The organism is Acidiferrimicrobium sp. IK, from assembly GCF_025499425.1.
Classification (GTDB): Bacteria; Actinomycetota; Acidimicrobiia; order Acidimicrobiales; family Palsa-688; genus Acidiferrimicrobium.
The window spans coordinates 32170-49309 of sequence record NZ_JAIMCB010000012.1; the positions used below are offsets into that span (position 1 = coordinate 32170).

19 protein-coding genes are annotated in these 17140 nt (G+C 69.6%); 5 read left to right on the plus strand and 14 right to left on the minus strand.

The features are described from left to right. Positions 1-9: 9 nt before the first annotated feature. The 4 genes from K6U06_RS18180 to K6U06_RS18195 are packed head-to-tail and all read right to left on the minus strand — an operon-like array spanning position 10 to position 4138. Positions 10-1620: a cytochrome b gene (locus K6U06_RS18180; protein WP_262323385.1), complete on the minus strand. Its 1611-nt coding sequence runs from the start codon at positions 1618-1620 to the stop codon at positions 10-12. Positions 1621-1632: 12 nt separating this feature from the next. Beyond that, positions 1633-2658: a ubiquinol-cytochrome c reductase iron-sulfur subunit gene (locus K6U06_RS18185; RefSeq protein WP_262323386.1), complete on the minus strand. Its 1026-nt coding sequence runs from the start codon at positions 2656-2658 to the stop codon at positions 1633-1635. Beyond that, positions 2655-3515 (minus strand): c-type cytochrome, encoded by an 861-nt coding sequence (locus K6U06_RS18190; RefSeq protein ID WP_262323387.1) that lies wholly within the window; start codon positions 3513-3515, stop codon positions 2655-2657. Before K6U06_RS18190 ends, K6U06_RS18185 begins: the two co-directional genes overlap by 4 nt. Continuing rightward, positions 3512-4138: a heme-copper oxidase subunit III gene (locus tag K6U06_RS18195; RefSeq protein ID WP_262323388.1), complete on the minus strand. Its 627-nt coding sequence runs from the start codon at positions 4136-4138 to the stop codon at positions 3512-3514. The genes K6U06_RS18190 and K6U06_RS18195 overlap by 4 nt, the downstream gene beginning before the upstream one ends. An 88-nt stretch (positions 4139-4226) precedes the next feature. On the opposite strand from K6U06_RS18195, the gene K6U06_RS18200 reads away from it, so the two are divergent. Genes K6U06_RS18200 through K6U06_RS18210 form a run of 3 tightly spaced genes read left to right on the plus strand, consistent with a single transcriptional unit; the run spans position 4227 to position 7382 of the window. Then, positions 4227-5159 (plus strand): cytochrome c oxidase assembly protein, encoded by a 933-nt coding sequence (locus K6U06_RS18200; protein ID WP_262323389.1) that lies wholly within the window; start codon positions 4227-4229, stop codon positions 5157-5159. Then, on the plus strand, positions 5156-6400 hold the full coding sequence (gene ilvA / locus K6U06_RS18205; RefSeq protein WP_262323390.1) for a threonine ammonia-lyase: 1245 nt from the start codon (positions 5156-5158) through the stop codon (positions 6398-6400). The genes K6U06_RS18200 and ilvA overlap by 4 nt, the downstream gene beginning before the upstream one ends. 49 nt (positions 6401-6449) lie before the next feature. After that, positions 6450-7382 carry an MIP/aquaporin family protein gene (locus K6U06_RS18210; RefSeq protein ID WP_262323391.1) on the plus strand — a complete coding sequence of 311 codons (933 nt, stop codon included), beginning with the start codon at positions 6450-6452 and terminating at the stop codon, positions 7380-7382. Between the two features lie 287 nt (positions 7383-7669). Here the strand turns inward: K6U06_RS18210 and K6U06_RS18215 are convergent, their stop codons facing one another. From K6U06_RS18215 to K6U06_RS18235, 5 genes are all read right to left on the minus strand, one after another. Then, positions 7670-7936 carry a PIN domain-containing protein gene (locus tag K6U06_RS18215; RefSeq protein ID WP_262323392.1) on the minus strand — a complete coding sequence of 89 codons (267 nt, stop codon included), beginning with the start codon at positions 7934-7936 and terminating at the stop codon, positions 7670-7672. A gap of 118 nt (positions 7937-8054) precedes the next feature. Continuing rightward, positions 8055-8285: an AbrB/MazE/SpoVT family DNA-binding domain-containing protein gene (locus K6U06_RS18220; protein WP_262323393.1), complete on the minus strand. Its 231-nt coding sequence runs from the start codon at positions 8283-8285 to the stop codon at positions 8055-8057. A 155-nt stretch (positions 8286-8440) separates the two neighbouring features. Beyond that, entirely contained in the window at positions 8441-9259 is an 819-nt protein-coding gene (locus tag K6U06_RS18225) for an N-acyl homoserine lactonase family protein (protein ID WP_262323394.1), read from the minus strand. A 117-nt stretch (positions 9260-9376) separates the two neighbouring features. Beyond that, positions 9377-9997, minus strand: coding sequence for a methylated-DNA--[protein]-cysteine S-methyltransferase (locus K6U06_RS18230; RefSeq protein ID WP_262323395.1), 621 nt, complete (start codon positions 9995-9997; stop codon positions 9377-9379). Next, on the minus strand, positions 9994-10473 hold the full coding sequence (locus K6U06_RS18235; RefSeq protein ID WP_262323396.1) for an RNA polymerase sigma factor: 480 nt from the start codon (positions 10471-10473) through the stop codon (positions 9994-9996). Before K6U06_RS18235 ends, K6U06_RS18230 begins: the two co-directional genes overlap by 4 nt. 202 nt (positions 10474-10675) lie before the next feature. Between K6U06_RS18235 and K6U06_RS18240 the strand changes: the two genes are divergently transcribed. Further along, positions 10676-11194, plus strand: a complete 519-nt coding sequence (locus K6U06_RS18240; RefSeq protein WP_262323397.1) for a DUF1203 domain-containing protein — start codon at positions 10676-10678, stop codon at positions 11192-11194. Positions 11195-11261: 67 nt separating this feature from the next. On the opposite strand, the gene K6U06_RS18245 is transcribed toward K6U06_RS18240, so the two are convergent. Both K6U06_RS18245 and K6U06_RS18250 read right to left on the minus strand, forming a co-directional pair. Next, positions 11262-11423 carry a hypothetical protein gene (locus tag K6U06_RS18245; protein WP_262323398.1) on the minus strand — a complete coding sequence of 54 codons (162 nt, stop codon included), beginning with the start codon at positions 11421-11423 and terminating at the stop codon, positions 11262-11264. Between the two features lie 202 nt (positions 11424-11625). Next, complete coding sequence (locus tag K6U06_RS18250; protein ID WP_262323399.1) at positions 11626-13215, minus strand: Fic family protein; 1590 nt, start codon at positions 13213-13215, stop codon at positions 11626-11628. Positions 13216-13551: 336 nt separating this feature from the next. Here K6U06_RS18250 and K6U06_RS18255 point away from each other — a divergent pair, with 336 nt between their 5' ends. Next, entirely contained in the window at positions 13552-14085 is a 534-nt protein-coding gene (locus tag K6U06_RS18255) for an aquaporin (protein ID WP_262323400.1), read from the plus strand. A gap of 163 nt (positions 14086-14248) precedes the next feature. Here the strand turns inward: K6U06_RS18255 and K6U06_RS18260 are convergent, their stop codons facing one another. From K6U06_RS18260 to K6U06_RS18270, 3 genes are read right to left on the minus strand one after another with little or no spacing between them, the layout of a single operon-like run. After that, positions 14249-14971 carry an L-threonylcarbamoyladenylate synthase gene (locus K6U06_RS18260; protein WP_262323401.1) on the minus strand — a complete coding sequence of 241 codons (723 nt, stop codon included), beginning with the start codon at positions 14969-14971 and terminating at the stop codon, positions 14249-14251. Continuing rightward, the gene (locus K6U06_RS18265) at positions 14968-16230 is read right to left on the minus strand and encodes a hypothetical protein (RefSeq protein ID WP_262323402.1); all 1263 of its coding nucleotides are present in this window, start codon (positions 16228-16230) and stop codon (positions 14968-14970) included. Before K6U06_RS18265 ends, K6U06_RS18260 begins: the two co-directional genes overlap by 4 nt. Beyond that, the gene (locus tag K6U06_RS18270; protein WP_262323403.1) at positions 16227-17138 is read right to left on the minus strand and encodes a phytanoyl-CoA dioxygenase family protein; all 912 of its coding nucleotides are present in this window, start codon (positions 17136-17138) and stop codon (positions 16227-16229) included. Before K6U06_RS18270 ends, K6U06_RS18265 begins: the two co-directional genes overlap by 4 nt. Positions 17139-17140: the final 2 nt, after the last annotated feature.

A 17140-nucleotide genomic window follows, 5' to 3' on the forward strand; every position in this document is an offset into this window, starting at 1 on the left:
TTTGGAGGCTCAGGCGTCGCCCGGGCCGGCACCGCCGACCGCCGGCTCGGTGATGTCTTCCTCGGGGTTGTGGGCGCTGCCGTCGCCGTCCACGGCGTGGCCATCGACCGCGTGGCCATCGACCGCGTGGCCATCCACGGCGTGGCCGTTGCCGTCGTGGCCGTTGGCGTGCCCGTTGCCGTCGTGGCCGCCGTGGTCGTCGCCGAGGGTGTGGTACGCCCCGTCCGCGGTGCGGATCAAAACGCCGCCGACCGGCTTCATGATCGGGTGGGTACCGGTGCGTTGCAGGGCCTGGCACGCCTTGTAGGCGATGGCCCCGGCCACCAGCGGAGCGACGAACACCCCGTACTGCAGGATCTCGATCAGCCGCTCGAAGGGGATGTGGAGGTCGTTGCCGAGGATGTCGGTGCCGCTGGCGAGGGTCAGGTCGGTGAAGAAGGCCAGGGCGCCCACGCCGACCGCGGTCCGGAACGGCTTGTCCCGGGGCCGGTCGAGGAGGTTGTGGGCGGCGTGGTCCTTGTAGATCCACCGGTCGATCTGAGGCCACGCGAACATCAACGTGAACACGATGCCGGGGACCAAGATGCCGGGGAAGAACGGGTTGGCGATCTCGTGGCCGAAGGACCGGAACTCCCAGTGCGGCCACAGCCGCACCGATCCGTCCAGCCACCCCACGTACCAGTCGGGCTGGGCGCCGGCGGACACCGTGAAGGGGTTGTAGGGGCCGTACAGCCAGATCGGGTTGATCTGGAACAGGCCTCCGAGCGCCGCCAGGACACCGGAGACGACCATCAACAGCGCCCCGGACTTGATGGCGTACTGCGGCCACAGCCGGCTGCCCCGGATGTTGGTCTCGGTCTTGCCGGGCCCGGGGAAATCGGTGTGCTTCTGGCGCCAGATGATCATCAGGTGCACGGTGAGCAGACCGAGGATGGCCAGCGGGAACAAGAACTCGTGGACCACGAACAGCCGGGGGATCAGCGCCGATCCTGGGTACGCGCTACCCCACAGGTCGAACGCCAGCCACGACCCGATGAACGGGATCGACTCGACGATCGAGAACACCACCCGCAGGCCGGTACCCGACAGCAGGTCGTCGGGCAGGGAGTAGCCGGAGAAGCCCTCGAGCATCACCGACAGCAGCAGCAGCAGCCCGATGACCCAGTTGGTCTCGCGGGGGCGGCGGAACGCCCCGGTGAAGAAGATCCGGCACAGGTGGAAGGCGATGGCCGCCATGAACACCACCGCCGCCCAGTGGTGCATCTGGCGCATGATCAGCCCGGCGCGAACGTTGAAGGTGATGTCGAGGACCGACTTGTACGCCTCGGACATGTGCTGGCCGGCCAGCGGCATGTAGCCGTGCCCGGGCGTCGGGTGGTACACGATGTCGCTGGCCGACGGCACGTAGTACAGCGCCAGGTAGACACCGGTGATCAAAAGCACCACAAAGCAGTACATGGCAATCTCGCCGACCATGAACGACCAGTGGTCGGGGAAGATCTTGTCCAGGGCTTTTTGCAGGAACCCCGACGAGCCGAGCCGGTCGTCGATGGCGTCCAGGCCGGCCTTCTCGTACTTCAGCCGCTTCTGCGCGGCCAGGCGTTCTTCGGTTGTGCTCATGCGCCGCGCCTCCTACGCCCGGTTCCAGAAGCCGGGGCCGACGGGCTCTTGGTAGCCCTTCGAGGAGATCAAGTAGCCCTCGGTGTCGACCGCCAGCGGCAGCTGGGGAAGGGATCGGGATGCCGGACCGAACACAGGGTTGCATCCCTTCAAAACGTCGAACGTCGACTGGTGGCACGGGCACACCAACTGGTGGGTCGTCGAGTTGTACAAGCCGACCGGGCAGCCGGCGTGGGTGCAGATCTTCGAGAAGGCCACCAGCCCCCCGATGTTCCAGCCCTGGGTGCCGGGCCGGACGTCGAAGGGGGCGTTGCCCAGGTTGATCAGCACCGTCGACGACTGGGCGTCGTCGATCCCGTTCTCGGGGAACACCGTCAAGATCCCGTTGACCTTTATGTCGCTCGGCTTGAGCGGCTGGTTGTCCTGGTCGACCACCCGGACGCCGGGGCCCCAAGCGGTCTTGTACAGCGACCGGTGCGGGCGGTCGCCGAGGGAGGCGATCGGGAACAGCGCGGCGAGCCCGAAGACCCCGCCGACCAGGCCGAGCAACCGGAACAGGAACGGCCGCCGGGCGATCGGGTCGATGGTCCGGTTGAGGGCCTCGGCCGCGGCCTCCCGCTTGCTGCGATCCGAGACGTTGTGGCTGCCTCGGCTGGCGGTGACCTCGGTGCCGGGGAGCAGGTCCCGGGCCCAGAGGATCAACCCGACGCCCATCCCGAGGAAACCGACCGCGAGGAGGGCGCCTTCGGCCTGGGTCTGGCCGCCGACGACGTAGGTGACGGCGAACCCGATGCCCGCCAGCAGGGTCAGGATCCAGCAGAAGGCGATCTTGAGCTCGGCCATGCGGGCCAGCTTCGGGTTGTCCTGGAAACGCCAGCGGCTGTCGTCTTGGCCGCGGGGGACGTCGTCGGGCCACGGTTCGTGGGGGTCGATGCCGAAGTGCAGCTTGACCTTGGCGTCGTCGTCCTCGTAGAACGCGGAGCTCGACGGCTCCTCGACGCCGTCGGGGCCGACGGAGGGGTGATCTGTGGTGGTCATCCTCGGTTTCCGATCAGTCGGGAGGCCAGCAGCAAGATCCCGAAGCCGAGGACGATGCCCACGAAGCCTTCGGCGATCGGACCGAAGTGGGAGATGCCCAGGCCACCGGCGTTGGTCGGGTTGTGAAGGTACTGCACGTACTGGGCGATGGCCGACACCTGCTGATTGCTGAGCTGGCCGGAGCCGAACACCGGCATCGGCATCGGGCCGACCCGCACCGCCTCCGCCACCTGGGTGAGGCTGGCGTTGTGGAGGCTCGGGATCACGTTGCCCTTCGACAGCATCCCGCCGGACCCGGCCGCCTGGTGGCACTGGGCGCAGTTGAGCGAGAAGTACCGTTCGCCGTCGGAGAGGTTGACGCAGCCCGACGGGGTGCCGGGCGAGGTGCAAAGCGGGGCCACCGTCGGGATGCCCGGCCCGGTCGCGGCCACGTGGTTGATCTGGGGCAGGGCGTTGATGTAGGCGACCAGCTGGCGGGTCTGGGCCGCGTCGAAGTACGAGTGGTGGCGCAGCGCCTGGTCGTGGGGGTTGTTGAGCGGCATCCGGCCGGTGGAGATGTAGAAGTCGGCCGCGGCCGCGCCGGCGGTGATCAGCTGAGGCGAGCCGTTGGTCCCGCCGACGCCGTTGACGCCGTGGCAGCTTTGGCAGTGGGCGGCGTAGAGCTGCTCGCCGGCCGCGATGTCCTGAGGGCTGGTGGACACCGTGGCGTCGGCGCCGCGCGCCGCGCCTCCGGTGAGGGCCATGAACGCGAACGCCGCGACCCCGAGGGCCAGCACGACGGCCGGGCCGGCGAGGACCCGCCGGCCGGTGCCCCGGCCTCGCAGCACCCGCCGCACGATCTTGCGGGTCCGGGTCACTTGAGCAGGAAGATAGCGGCGAACAGGGCGATCCATACGACATCCACGAAGTGCCAGTAGTAGGACAAGAACTCGACTGCGGGGGCGGTGCGGTGACCGAAGTGCTTGGACTTCTTCGCCCGGATCCCCATCACGACCATGCCGAACAGGCCGCCGAAGACGTGCAGGGCGTGGATGCCGGTGAGCACGTAGAAGCAGCTGGTCCAGGCGTTCTGGTCAATCGGGAACGGCCGGCTCATGTAGTCGGAGATCTGCATCCCGTCGAAGAGCGCCCCGAGGCAGAACGTCAGCGCCAGCCACCCGAGGAACCCGGCCCGGTCGCCGCGCACGGTCCGCCCGACCGCCATCTGCATGGTGCCGGATGACACGACCAGAAGGATCGTGGCGTAGAGCACCGTGTGGACGTCGAGGATGTCGCCCTTCGGCGGCCATACCGGCGTCGACGCGCGCAGCGTGAAGAAGGCGGCGAAGAGGCCGGAGAAGAACATCAGCTCCGACGCCAACCACACGATGACCCCGACGTTCAGCAGCGCCGGACGGTAATCCGCAGGATTGACCGGCTTGATGAGCGGAGGGGAAGCGGCTGTGGCCACCGGAGCCCCGGACGGGGAGATCGCAGTCACTGGAGTATTTCTACACAACGGAGGGTCCTCAACCCAAGCTGGGGGCCCGCCTGCGCTCAGCGGGGGCCGGGCGGTAGCGTTCCAGGCGATGGTTTCCCTGCACATCGAGCCCGCCGCGTGGGTGGTGCTCGCCGCTGCTGTAGCCGGTTACCGGGTCGGGGTGGTGCGCCTGGCGGGGCGCTCGATCGCCTGGCCGTGGTGGCGCAGCGCCGCCTTCGCGGCCGCGGTGGTCACCGTTTTCGTGGCCACCACCTCGCCGCTGCCGGCCGACGCCGCGTCGGACCCGGCCCAGGGGGCGATCGCCCAGGTCCTGCTGCTGATGCTGGCGCCGCTGCTGCTGGCGTGGGCCGCCCCCCACACCTTGGCGTTGGAGGCGGGCGGGCGGGTCACCGCCCGCCGGCTGCGGGCCGTCATCGAGAGCCGGGCGCTGCGGGCGCTCACCTACCCGGTCGCGGCGTGGCTGCTCTACGCCGGGGTGCTGGCGGTCATCTACGGCACCAGCTTCTACACCGACGCGGCCCGCCACGAGATCATCGGCCAGCCGCTGCAGGTCCTGCTCCTGGCCCTCGGCTGCCTGTTCTTGTGGCCGGTGTTCGGCGCCGATCCCCTCCCCCGCCGGCTTCACCCGGTCCCGGCCATGGGCTACCTGCTGGCCCTGCTCCCCTACTTCACGCTGCTCGGCTTCGCCATCGAGAGCCAGGGGGCGGCCAAGGTCGTCGCCGCCCACGGCGCGATCCAAGCCGCCGCCAACCTGGGCTCGGATCTGGAAGGCGCCGGCGGGGTGCTCTGGACCGTCGGCGGGCTGGGCGCGATCTGCCTGACGATCATGGTCCTGGTCGGCTGGCTGCGGACCGAGGAGCGGGCGACGCCCAACCGGGAGACCGGCCTCGACCCCGCCGCGGTGGCGCAGCTCACCGCGTGGAGGGAGCAGCGCGCCGCGGCCGCCGAGGAGGAAGCGTCGCGCCGGGCCGCGCTGGCCGAGGCGCTGGCCTCCCGCCGGTCCAAGCCCGCCTCCACGTGACCCCGCACCCGGGCGCCCCTCCCCGCCCGGACCCGGACCTGATCCTGACCGCCCTCTCCGAGATCAGCGCCGCCCGCCAGCGAGTCGCGCCGGTGCTGCGCCCGACGCCGGTGGACCACTCCGACTCCCTCTCCCGGGTCGCGGGCCGCCCGGTCCTGCTCAAAGCCGAGTACCTGCAGCGCACCGGGTCGTTCAAGATCCGGGGGGCGTACAACCGGATCTGCCAGCTCCCGCCGGGCGTCGAGGTGGTCGCGGCGTCCGCGGGTAACCACGCCCAAGGCGTCGCCTTGGCCGCGGCGCTCACCGGCCGGCACTCGACGATCTTCATGCCGGCCACCGCGGCGCTGCCCAAGACCGAGGCGACCCGGGCTTACGGGGCGACGGTACGCCTGGAGGGCGAGGTCGTCGACGACTGCATCCTGGCCGCCCAGGCGTTCGCCGCGGAGCGCGGCGCGGTGTTCGTGCCGCCCTTCGACGACCCCGACATCATCGCCGGGCAGGCCACCCTCGGCCTCGAGGTCGCCGAGGAGGCCCCCGACGCCGAGGTGGTCGTAGTTCCAGTCGGCGGCGGCGGGCTCCTGGCCGGGACCGCGGCCGCCCTGCACCACGTCGCTGCCCACGTCCGCGTCGTCGGGGTGGAGGCCGCCGGTGCGGCGAGCCTGTCGGCTGCGCTGGCCGCGGGCCGGCCGGTGCTGCTCGACAGCGTCGCCACGATGGCCGACGGGATCGCGGTGCGGATGGTGTCGGAGCTGACCCTGGCCCACGCCCAGGCCTACGTCGACGAGGTGGTGACCGTCGACGAGGAGGAGATCAGCCGGGCGATGCTGCTGCTCGTCGAGCGGGCCAAAGGCGTGGTCGAGCCGTCCGGAGCGGCGGCCCTGGCCGCGATCCTCGCCGGGCGGGTACCCGGCCACGGGCCGGCCCTCGCGGTGCTCTCGGGCGGCAACGTCGACCCGCTGCTGCTCACCAAGCTGATCAACCACGGCCTGACCGCGGCCGGTCGGTACCTGGTGCTGCGCATCGTCGTCGGGGACCGGCCCGGCGCGCTGGCCGGCCTCACCGCGCAGCTGGCCGCCATGCGCCTGAACGTCCTCGACGTCGAGCATCACCGAAGCGGCCGGGCCCTGGCCCTGACCGAGGTGGAGGTCGCGGTGACCGTCGAGACCCGCGACCACGAGCACCACCGGGAGATCCTCCGGGAGCTGGCCGACGCCGGCTACCAGGCCGAACCGCTCAGCTGACCCGGCCCCGACCGAAGTGGGATCGGGCGGTCTCGGGTACACCTCCGCTATGACCGTCCCCGACACCCAGACCTCCGCCGCCGCGGCGGTCGACACCGGCGGCCGGCGCCGGGCGCCGCTGTCGGGCCCCGGTGACCGCCCCTCCACCGCCCAGCCGAAGGCCGCGGGGTGGCACCCGGTTGAGTGGGCGTGCGAGTTCGGGGGGACCGCCTTCCAGCTGTTTGTCGGTTTCGGGGCCGTCGCAGCGTTCGAGAGCAGCCACTCGCCCCTCCGAGCGGACCTGCCGGCCGGGGTCAGGCTGGCGGTCATCGGCGCGATCTTCGGGTTGCTGGGCGCCGCGGTAGCGGTGTCTCCCGCCGGCAAGCGCAGCGGGGCCCATCTCAACCCGGCGGTCACGTTGGCGTTCGCGCTGCGGGGGCACACCGGGTGGCGCGACGTCGCGGGGTTCGTGGCCGGCCAGGTGTGCGGCGCACTCCTGGCGGCCGCGGCGTTCTCCGCCGCGTGGAGGTCCTGGGCGAGCAGCGTCCACACCGCCCGCACCATCCCCGAGGCCGGTCTCCCCGGATGGGGGGTCGTCGCGGTCGAAGCCGGGCTGGCCGCCGGTTTGATCCTGACCATCCTGACGATGCTGTCGTCGTCGACGACGGCCCGCTGGACGCCGCTGGTCGTGACCGGCGCGCTGGCCGGGCTGATCTGGGCCGGGGCGCCCGAGACCGGGGCCAGCATGAACCCGGCCCGAACGTTCGGGCCGGACCTGGTCGCCGGGAACTTCGCCTTCTTCTGGGCCTACCTGGCCGGTCCCCTGACCGGGGCGACGGTCGCGGTCGTGGCTTTCCGTCTCCTGGGGGCGGTCGGAGCGCTCGGGCGGGACTGGCACACCCTCACCGCGAAGCTGTTCCACGACCCCGACTATCCCTCTATTCACGCCACGGCCCTTCCCGCCCAGGCCGCAACACCGTCACCCGGGCGGCCCTCCGGCTGACCATGCCCGCGGACATCCGCCTCGCCGCGCCCGCCGGTCATCTCGTCGGGGTCGAAGGCGGCGGGGACCGGCTCCCTGCTCGAGATTCGACTGCCAGTTGTCCACGACGGTCGGTGCGCAAGTGGCAGCGGGGCGCCGCGCCCGCCCGCACCGCCCGTGTCGACTGCGCCGGGGCCGCTACCGCACGCCCCGCTCACCCGGGTACGGAGGCGAAGCGCTCCCCGAGCGAACGGGTGAGGGGGGGCCACAGCACCTGATCGTGGCGTCTAGGTGCGCGGGGAGCCCGGTTACTCGAGGCGGGTAACGGTGCCGATTCTGTCGATGCTGCGATCGAACGAGGCCACGACGTCGACCCCGCTGCGCTCGGCGCTGGCCACGAGGTAGGCCTCGGCGAAGTCGAGCCGGTCGAGCTCGTACACCTCCGCGGCTCGCCGTAATAGCCCGACGTCGAGAACCTGCACCGCCTCGAACGCCGAGAAGGCCCGGATCAATTCGGCGATCCTGGACCGCTCCAATTCGTAGAAGGACTCGAGGACATACACGGTTTCCGCCACGATCAGATCGAGAGGAGAAGCTCGTCGGCGTTCCGGAGGAACCGGGTGGCACGAGCGGCGAGGTCGGGCGGGTCACCGGTCAGGTGACGAATCAGGACGTTGGTGTCGACAAAGGCGGTCACCGCCGAGCCTCACTCCGGACCCGACGGGTTCGCGCCAGCACCTCTTCCCACGGGACGCCACTCTTGCCGACTGGGACCGGCACGCTGCCGGCCAGCTCCAAGAGGTCCGGGGTGCGGGAGAGCACCGCCCGCTGTCCTTCGACGCGGAACACCACCGCGTCCCCGTCCTGCAGCCCCAGTGCCTCGCGCACGCCTTTAGGGATGGTGACCTGCCCTTTGGTGCTCATCCGAGCGGCTGCTTCCATCGCGACTCCTTACCTGCTCCCGAAAGTAGGGATACGTCTTCGGCTCAAGACCGGACCGCCAGTTGTCCCCGGCCGTCGGTGCACAAGTGGCAGCCCGGCACCGCCTGCGTCTCCGGCGCCGGTACCGCACGAACAGTTCACAACCCCTGCACGGAGGCGAAGCGCTCCCCCAGCGAACGGGTGAGGCGGGGCCACACCACCGGGTCGTGGCCCGGGACCACCTGGTATCCCTTCTCCGCGGCGATCGCCTTCAGGCGCCGGATCGGCTCGACGGTGTCGGGCGCCTCGACTCCGATGAACCCGCCGACGGGCAGCTCCCGGTCGATGTTTTCGGTCAGGTCGGCGGCGTCGAAGGCGAAGACAAGCCCGCCGCCACCGACCGACTCGTCGAGGTCGACCACGAAGCTTTGATGGCCGGGGGTGTGCCCGGCGGTCAAGACGGCGGTCACGCCGGGGGCGATCTGCGAGTCTCCGTCGGCCAGCCGCCAGTCGATGGCGGGGTCGTCGAAGTCGACACGGAAGATCCCGTTGCGTTCCGGCCCGTCACCCTCCGACAGCCCGTAGGCCAGCTCGGCGCGCTGCGCGTGAACCGGGGTGCGCCCGGCGAAGTGGCGGAGGCCGCCGGCGTGGTCGTTGTGCAGATGGCTCACCGCGACCTCGACGATCTCCTCCATCGCGATGCCGGCTCCGGCCAGCGCCTCTTCGAGCGGCTCGCCGGGGCCGGGCAGGACCGGCCGGAACGCCGGGTCGCCGTGGAATCGCCGGCGCAGCTGCGGGTCGGTGATCAGCGCCGGGTTGAACCCGGTGTCGACCAGCAGCCATCCCCCGTCGCATTGCAGCAGCACGCCGGGTACCGGCTCCAGGATCCGCCGGTCGGGTGACGCTCCGTGGATGGACACCGACAGCGGTAGGTCCTCCCATCCAAGCGTGAGGAGCACGACCCGGCGGACGCCCATGGACGAAACGCTACGTGGTCCGGCCGGCGCCGAACGACCGCCGCGGGCCGGCCGGCACCGGTGCGACAGGCGACGAGAAGGTGTCAGCGGGGCGCAACGGGTCGACTGGTCTGGTGGTCACCGGCGGTGGGCGGTCTCGAGGGCGAGGAGGGCGCGCTTGGCTTCGACCCCGCCGGCGTAGCCGCCGGCGCTCCCGTCGCTGCGAACGACCCGATGACAGGGCACCACGACCGGCACCGGGTTGGTGGCGCACGCGGTGCCGACCGCCCGTACCGCCTTGGGGTTGTCCAGGGCTGCCGCCACCGCGGCGTAGGAGGCCGTCGAGCCGTATCGGAGATCGGCGAGCCGGGCGAGGACCAGACGGCGGAACCCTTGCGCGAGCTGCAGATCGAGGGGTAGGTCGAAGCGGTGGCGACGCCCGGAGAAGTACTCGTCCAGCTGCCGGGCCGCCGGGTCGAGCCGCGAAGGGGCTCGCAGCACTCGAGGGCTTACCCGGCGGGCAAGGTCGTCGAGCACTGCCTCGTGGCCTTGGACGGCGAACGCGACGCGGACGACTCCCGCCGGGGTCGCCGCGACGAGGAGCGGCCCGACGGGGGTGTCGACGATCCGGTAGGCGACGTCGAGCAGATCTTCGCCCAGGGCCGCTTCGACGAGCCTGGCGTGGAGGCGTTCTAGCGCCTGGACCGACTGGTCGCTGTTCCGGCCCAGGCGGGTGAGAATGTCGCGCTCGAAGCTCATGATGTCTCCCGGGTCACAGTCGAGCGAAGCGCCCGCATCCCGTCGGCCGCGGCTCTTCGCGCCGCGGCTTCGCTCGAGTCGAGGAGCTGGCCGACCTCGGCGTAGGGAAGGCCGGCCAAATAGTGGTACACGACGGCTCCCCGTTGTTTGGTTGGCAACGCGACGACGGCGTTCCACAGGTCCTCGTCTCCGACCTCCGGCTCAGCGCCGAGCACGAGAGCCTCGGGGGGAGGGTCGACTGGTAGCGGCGAACGGTTGAGCTTTCGGATGTGATCGATCGCCTTTCGGTGCGCGATGGTGGCGAGCCAGCCGCGCACGTTGCTGCCGGGTTCCAGTCTGGGATAGGCGCCTAGTGCGGCCAGGAAGGTCTCGGACCACACGTCGTCGGCGTCATGGGCGCCGACCATCGCTCGACAGATCCGCAGCACGGTCGCCCCGTGTTCGGTGACGACGACTTCGAAGGGCGGGAGGCTCACCCTCGGTCACCGGGGGATACCAGACGAGGAGGCGATGTCCGCAGAAGCCGACCGGGCATGCCCTATTCAACGTCGGCCAGGCTCGCGACGTGAGACGCGCCACCCGCCGGCACCGACGAATCTCGCGGGCCGCGCCTCACGAAACTTCGTCGCCAGACGTTGAGCGTCCGGACACAGCACGCCGATCAAGGAGAGGCTTTCGGTGAAGACCAGCTTTCGTATCAAAGCGCTCGACGCCGCCTACCTCGAGGGGGTCAGGAGCAGAGGCACCGACGAGTTCGGCAACGCCGTGATCGCGGTGGCCAACGAGGAACCCGGCGGCACGCCGCTGCGTTGCTGCCTGCGGGAAGCCGAGATCGGAGAGAAGGTTGCGCTGATCGCCCACCAGCCGGCGCGCATCGGGGGCCCGTACGCGGAGGTCGGCCCGGTATGGATTCACGCCGATCGCTGCGAGGGTCACGGGGCGCCCGACGCCTACCCCGAAGGTTTTCGTCACCGCCGGCTTCTGTTCCGGGCCTACGACGCCCGAGGCAGGCAGGTCGACAACCGGATAGCCGAAGGGGCCGTCGCCGAGGCCGTCATCGACGGGCTCTTCTCGAGGCCCGACGTCGCGTATATCCACGCCCGCAACGTGCTCGCCGGCTGCTACATGTTCACCGTCGAACGCGCATCGTGGACCACGCCCGAGACGCGCCGCGGCCCGACGATGATGGTTGGATAAGCGATACCTTCCCGAGTCCCGCAATCCCGGCCTCCTCGCGCTCCGAGGTCTTCGTCGGCTACCGCGGCTACTTCGGGGCCCGGATCACGCCAAGGTCGGTCAACTCGGCCGTGACGGCCAGCGCAGCAGCCAGTTGCTTGCCGTCGGCGCCGTCCCCGCCATCCTCAAGCAGATCGTCGAAGCTCGCCGACGTACCGGTCGGCGAGTAGCACCAACTCAGCACTACCAACCACCCGACCCTTCGGTCGGGTCCGGCACCGGTGGCAACGGCTACGGCGGCCCGCTCGTGCGAAGCGGCCAAGTCAGCGGAGACACGGCGCAGGGCGTTACTGATCCCGGACTGTGTGCCGGCCGGGTCTCGGCCGCCTCGGTGACCTGGGCGAACGCCATACGGCAAGGTTACGGGTGCTCTGTGACCGTCGTCGGACCGGTCAGCGCCGGGGGTTGCGGCTGTGTCCTCGCACTGGCGTCCCGTCCCGTCGGGTGTATGGCCGGACAGCGCCCGTCCGCTTCCGGTCGGAACGTTCGAGGACGGGGCTGATGTCGACCTCGATCGGCTCGCCGAACATCTCCTTGCTGGGCATGAGGAGCCGCCCTCCCTCCTCGGCCAGCTCGAAGGCGTTGGTTGCCGCCATCTGGTCTCTGGCTCCGGCGAGGTCGGAGAAGTCGATTCGGGCGGTCCAGTCGTTGGCGTAGCGGAGGGCCTTGGTGAGCACCGAAGGGTCGTCTTCACGAGAAAGGCGTCTGAGCGCCCCCAGGTAGTCGTCGCGGAACACCGTGGGGACGATCGTGCGCATCTGGTCTGCGGCCGTCAGCTCGGCGTTCATCATGATCCGAGCGATCCGCCCGTTGCCGTCGTCGAAGGGGTGAACTTCGGACACCACGAACATGGCGAGCACCGAGCGCTCCCAGGCTGTGTCGAGGTCGGCAAGCCGCTGGTACCCCTCGGTGAGCGTTCCGTCCACCAAGTCGGGGTCGACGAAGCGGGTGACCCTCGCCTGGTTCGCTTTCTCCTTGAAGTCACCGGGATGCTTGTCAGGACGCCCGGCCATTACGAATGCGTGGCGGGAGCGGAGGAGGGTTACGAAGTCGTCCGGGCTGGCAGGGATGTGGGACATCTCGTCGGGGTCGTTGACGATCCGGAAGGTGCCAACGATGTCGTGGGCGTCCTCGGAGCGCCCGGCAGGGATGCGATCGTCATAGACGATGCCGACGGCTTCATCGAGAGTGAACTCGGTGCCTTCGATGAAGTTGGAGAAGTACGCTTCGTAGAACGGCAGGCAGACGTTCGAGGCCCGGGCGGTGATCGCCTGCGGCGGGGCTGACCGTAGGGCGGTTACGAGCAGATCGAACCGCTGTGTGCGGATCGGGTCGTAGGGCCTCAGGTAGCGGCGGGCGCGCAACGCAGGCGGGAGGTTCGGGGCGTCCCTGGTCCCGAGCGCCACCCCTATGAGGTTGTCGACGGTGGCAAAGCTCTCCGGCTCCACCCCGAGCGCTGGAGCGAGCGCTCTCGCCTCGTCACGAAGTTGGTTGAGTTTCTCTTCACCGTCGAACCGGCAGGTCTGCTCGATCCACTCTCCGAGTTCGTCCCTGGTCAGCCGTCGTGGAACAGTGCCGCTGCGGGCTCTGGACGGGATGGCGTTTTCCAGCATGCCTCTTGCCCGGGAAGCGAAGTGAAGGCCGCCGGGCATGGCGATGTCACTGGGCTGGGGCGGCGCTCCTCGCCGTGCGGTGAGCCGCAGGCCGGGAAGATCGAAGTCGCGGTCCCTGCGGTCATGGGCGAGGTAGAGCACTCCGTCGACCGGTCCGGAGCGGACGGCGGAGCGGTCGGTGACGGTGGCGTCAGGGAAGATATGGCCGGCGATGTCGAGCCATCGCTTCCTGACGACCTCCCCGGGGGCGTGGCTGGTGTCGGTCGTGTAGACGCCCCTGGCGAGTTGCACCAGGTCGCCGCGTCGCGCCATCCCGGCGATCGTGGACCGGGGGGTTGCATCACTGAAGACGAGATCGTTGTTATCCACGCACTTGCTCCCCGAGATCGGGCGTATCTGTAGTTAACATACAGTAGCTCGAACGTATATGTTGATAAGAGCGCAAGCGGCCCGAAGCACTGCCTATCCCGCAGACCGCTCTCGAGATCGAACGGAGCTGTAGATAGCGAGCTACAGCTCGAACGAATCCGCAGGTAAGGCACTGCTACGGAGCCTCAATCACTAAACGTGCCAGCACCCCCGCGTGAGGCCCGTGCCGCCACTAGCTCTGCCCACCTCAGCGGCCGTGAGCGACGGCTCGTCGGGAACCGGTCACGACCACCCCCACCCTGCGCCCCCTACCGTCCCCGGGCGCTTCTGAGGTTCGTGGCCGGCCAGGTGTGCGGCGCACTCCTGGCGGCCGCGGCGTTCTCCGCCGCGTGGAGGTCCTGGGCGAGCAGCGTCCACACCGCCCGCACCATCCCCGAGGCCGGTCTCCCCGGATGGGGGGTCGTCGCGGTCGAAGCCGGGCTGGCCGCCGGTTTGATCCTGACCATCCTGACGATGCTGTCGTCGTCGACGACGGCCCGCTGGACGCCGCTGGTCGTGACCGGCGCGCTGGCCGGGCTGATCTGGGCCGGGGCGCCCGAGACCGGGGCCAGCATGAACCCGGCCCGAACGTTCGGGCCGGACCTGGTCGCCGGGAACTTCGCCTTCTTCTGGGCCTACCTGGCCGGTCCCCTGACCGAGGCGACGGTCGCGGTCGTGGCTTTCCGTCTCCTGGGGGCGGTCGGAGCGCTCGGGCGGGACTGGCACACCCTCACCGCGAAGCTGTTCCACGACCCCGACTATCCCTCGATCCACGCCACGGCCCTCCCCGCCCGGGCCGCACCCCCATCGCCTGGACGGCCACCAACCTGAACGTGCCGCCGGGGGCGTGGTGGCCGGGGTCGCCGTGGAACGCCGGCGCAGCTGCGGGTCGGTGATCAGCTCCGGGTCGAAGCCGGTGTCGAGCAGCAGCCATCCGCCGTCGCATTGCAGCAGCGCGCCGGGTACCGGCTCCCGATCTGGAGCTGACGCGGCTCTATTCAGCGGTGACCCTCGCCGCCTCGAGCCGGGCGGCCAACAGCGCTTGGTAGGCGGCGGGGTCCTCGATCAACCCAGGGATCCAAGGCCGCAGCTTCTCCACCGGGTAGGCGCCGGGCCGCACCAGGTATGGCGCGTCGAAGGTGAAGTCGACGATGGTGTTCGACGGCTGCACGCCCTGCGCTTTTGTGTCGACCACCTCGTCGACGCGGTCGTTGTACAAGAAGAAGTCGACCACGCCGCCGACGTCCTCCAGGGCCTTCTCCCGGGTCACTGTGATGTTGCCCTGCCCAGAGAGGTTCGCTGAGGTCAGGGCCAACGGTCGCTGGTAGGTGTCGAGCAGTCGACGCAGGGCACACTCGCGTTGGAACATCACCGCGACCGTCGTGGCCCCCATTGTCATCCGGGGAGGGAGGCGGCGGCGCTGGGCGAAGATGAACGAGACCTCCGCCGGCCATATGGCTTCGGCATGAGCCGCACCGAAATCCGGGACCGTCCACACGTAGTCCTCGAGGTCGCTGATGCGAGGGATGGCCAGCGTGAGGGGACCGAACTTGCTTCGCTTCTTCGCTTCGAACACATTGGCGATCGAGCGGGGATCCTCGTAGTCGCATACCAGTGCATAGTTGGTTCGTGAGGGCACGACCACCATTCCCCCGCTTCGGAGTACCGCGGCCGCCTCCCGGAGAGCGCTCGGTGATTCCTCTCGCACCTGTGTCATGACTCGCTCCTTGCTCGTTCGGGTGCTCTTTGCGTGTGCGCCGGGGCTGGATCCCCGTCCGCAGGAGAAGCCGCCGGCGGGCGGCCGAGGGCTACGACGATCAAGCCCACGACGAGCAGAGCGAGGCCCAGGCCGACCAGCAGCGAAGTGGCCTCCCCCGCCTGCAGGAGGGCCCCCGCCCCCACGAGGATCGCCGCGTTCGTCAGACCGGTGAGCTGCTCCATACGGCCGGTCACCGCCGACCGGACCGGTGCCGCCAGGTCGCTCAGCCCTCGCTGGGTGACGGGTCGAGCGGCGCCGGCACCGAGCCCGAGCACGAAGATGGCCAGGCCGGCAACTGCGAAGGCCTGCGAGACCGCGAGGAGCAGCATGCACGCGGTTACTGCGACCACCGTCGCGGCGGCCAGGGCCTGGTCTCCGAGGGCCGCCAGCACCGCCGACGCCGCCTTGTTGACTACGAAGGCGCCGATATTGAACAGCGCCAGCATCGCCCCGAAGAACGGGAGGGACACGTGGACTTTCACGAAGAGCAGGTAGGGGATGATCCCAACAAAGCCGGCCAGGCTCACGCTGCGGATCGCTGCGTAGTAACCCACCCACGACATGATCTTGCGATTCCAGACCGTCGTGGGAGCATCGCCGAACGAACCTGTGGGAGCGGCGGCCGCCGGCCCGATCCCGGTCGCCACCCTCGTCGCGATCACGGCCGACAGCAGGCACGCAACAACCGAGAGTACGAACACCAGGTGCTGCTGGTGCTGAAAGATGATCGCGCCGAGTATCCCACTCGCCATCACCATGGCGAAGATCCACGCTTGGGTGTTGGACTGGATCTTCCCGACCGCGGAGGGGTCCTCGGCCAACTGGCTCACCAGCCCGGTTTCCACACTGGAAGTCAAGGCATAGCCGGCGCCGTTGAGCACCTGGCCTACCACCAGACCGAGGAGGCCACCCGCCGTGTATCCGACGAGGACGATCCCGATGGCCTTCAGGATCTCCCCGACGGTCAGGATCCATCGCGGGGAGGCCGTCCTCCTCACCCGGCCGGTCACGAATCCCGCGGCAAGGACGGCCACGCCGTAGAGGGCGAGGATGCTCTCGATCGCCTCGAACGAGTACTGGCGGAGATCCAGGAAGACCAGCAGGACCGGCAGATGGAAGTAAGCCCTCGACAGCACCCGGTAGGCGAAGAGGACTTGCAGCGGCTCGGCCCGCCGCCGAGCGGGCTCGGCACGGCCTCCGCGGGTCAAGACGGTCATGACCGCACCGCCTGGCGGCGCGCGCTGTTGAAATAGTCCCGCCCGAAGTGCCTCTGGGTCGTGTACACCGACGACGCGTCGGCCGGTCGGGGCAGCGGCAGGCGGACCGGCACCGCCTCGAGGCGGACCTGGCGGGGGACGCCGCGAACCATCAGGTCGTTGTAGGCGGAGAAGTCACCCCCAGCACAGAACTGCCCGTGCCCAGGTCCACCGCAACCGACGAGGGGCCATGCGTCAGCGGCGCGGTAGTTGTGGAAGATCACTCGCCGCGGCTGCGTCGAGTGATTGGGTCCGCTGGCATGGACGGCCATCACGTGGTGGAGGGAAATCGAACCGGCCGGGGCGATGATCTGGCGTGCGGTTGGGATGTCATCGCTGAGGGTCTCGTGGTCGATCGCCCCGCAGAAGACCCCCTCCGCGTGGTGGTCGTGAATGGGGCCGCGGTGGGATCCCGGCACGATCATGAGCGGCCCGTTCTCCTCGGTCATGTCGTCGACCAGGATCCCCACCGCCACTAGGGACGTGTTTGTGTGAGGGTAGTACGCCCAGTCCTGGTGCCACTGGATGGCGTCCCCGTCTCCCGAGGGAAGCTTCAGGTTCATCTTCGTCCCGTAAAGGCGTATGTCCTCACCCACCACGCACTGGACCAGGTCGGCGATTTGGGGGTGACGCACCAGGCCCCGGAAGACGGGGTGCTGGAGGTGCGGGGACTTGATGCGCCGCACGTACCGCCGGCCGTCGTACTCGCCGATGTCGAGGATGTCGGGATCCTTCGGGGTGTCGGGAGCGCAGAATGCTTCGGTGACCCGGCGGAGATCTTCCAGCTCCTCGGCGGAGAGCACACCCTCAACGACGGCATAGCCGTACTCGTCATAGGAGTTCATCTGCTCGGTGGTAAGGGTTCTCATGG

What these genes read in the sequence shown, in the direction of transcription:
- K6U06_RS18180 (WP_262323385.1), bottom strand. Translation starts at nt 1,620, where the DNA reads ATGAGCACAACCGAAGAACGCCTGGCCGCGCAGAAGCGGCTGAAGTAC.
- K6U06_RS18185 (WP_262323386.1), bottom strand. Translation starts at nt 2,658, where the DNA reads ATGACCACCACAGATCACCCCTCCGTCGGCCCCGACGGCGTCGAGGAG.
- K6U06_RS18200 (WP_262323389.1), top strand. Translation starts at nt 4,227, where the DNA reads ATGGTTTCCCTGCACATCGAGCCCGCCGCGTGGGTGGTGCTCGCCGCT.
- K6U06_RS18210 (WP_262323391.1), top strand. Translation starts at nt 6,450, where the DNA reads ATGACCGTCCCCGACACCCAGACCTCCGCCGCCGCGGCGGTCGACACC.
- K6U06_RS18220 (WP_262323393.1), bottom strand. Translation starts at nt 8,285, where the DNA reads ATGAGCACCAAAGGGCAGGTCACCATCCCTAAAGGCGTGCGCGAGGCA.
- K6U06_RS18225 (WP_262323394.1), bottom strand. Translation starts at nt 9,259, where the DNA reads ATGGGCGTCCGCCGGGTCGTGCTCCTCACGCTTGGATGGGAGGACCTA.
- K6U06_RS18230 (WP_262323395.1), bottom strand. Translation starts at nt 9,997, where the DNA reads ATGAGCTTCGAGCGCGACATTCTCACCCGCCTGGGCCGGAACAGCGAC.
- K6U06_RS18260 (WP_262323401.1), bottom strand. Translation starts at nt 14,971, where the DNA reads ATGACACAGGTGCGAGAGGAATCACCGAGCGCTCTCCGGGAGGCGGCC.
- K6U06_RS18265 (WP_262323402.1), bottom strand. Translation starts at nt 16,230, where the DNA reads ATGACCGTCTTGACCCGCGGAGGCCGTGCCGAGCCCGCTCGGCGGCGG.
- K6U06_RS18270 (WP_262323403.1), bottom strand. Translation starts at nt 17,138, where the DNA reads ATGAGAACCCTTACCACCGAGCAGATGAACTCCTATGACGAGTACGGC.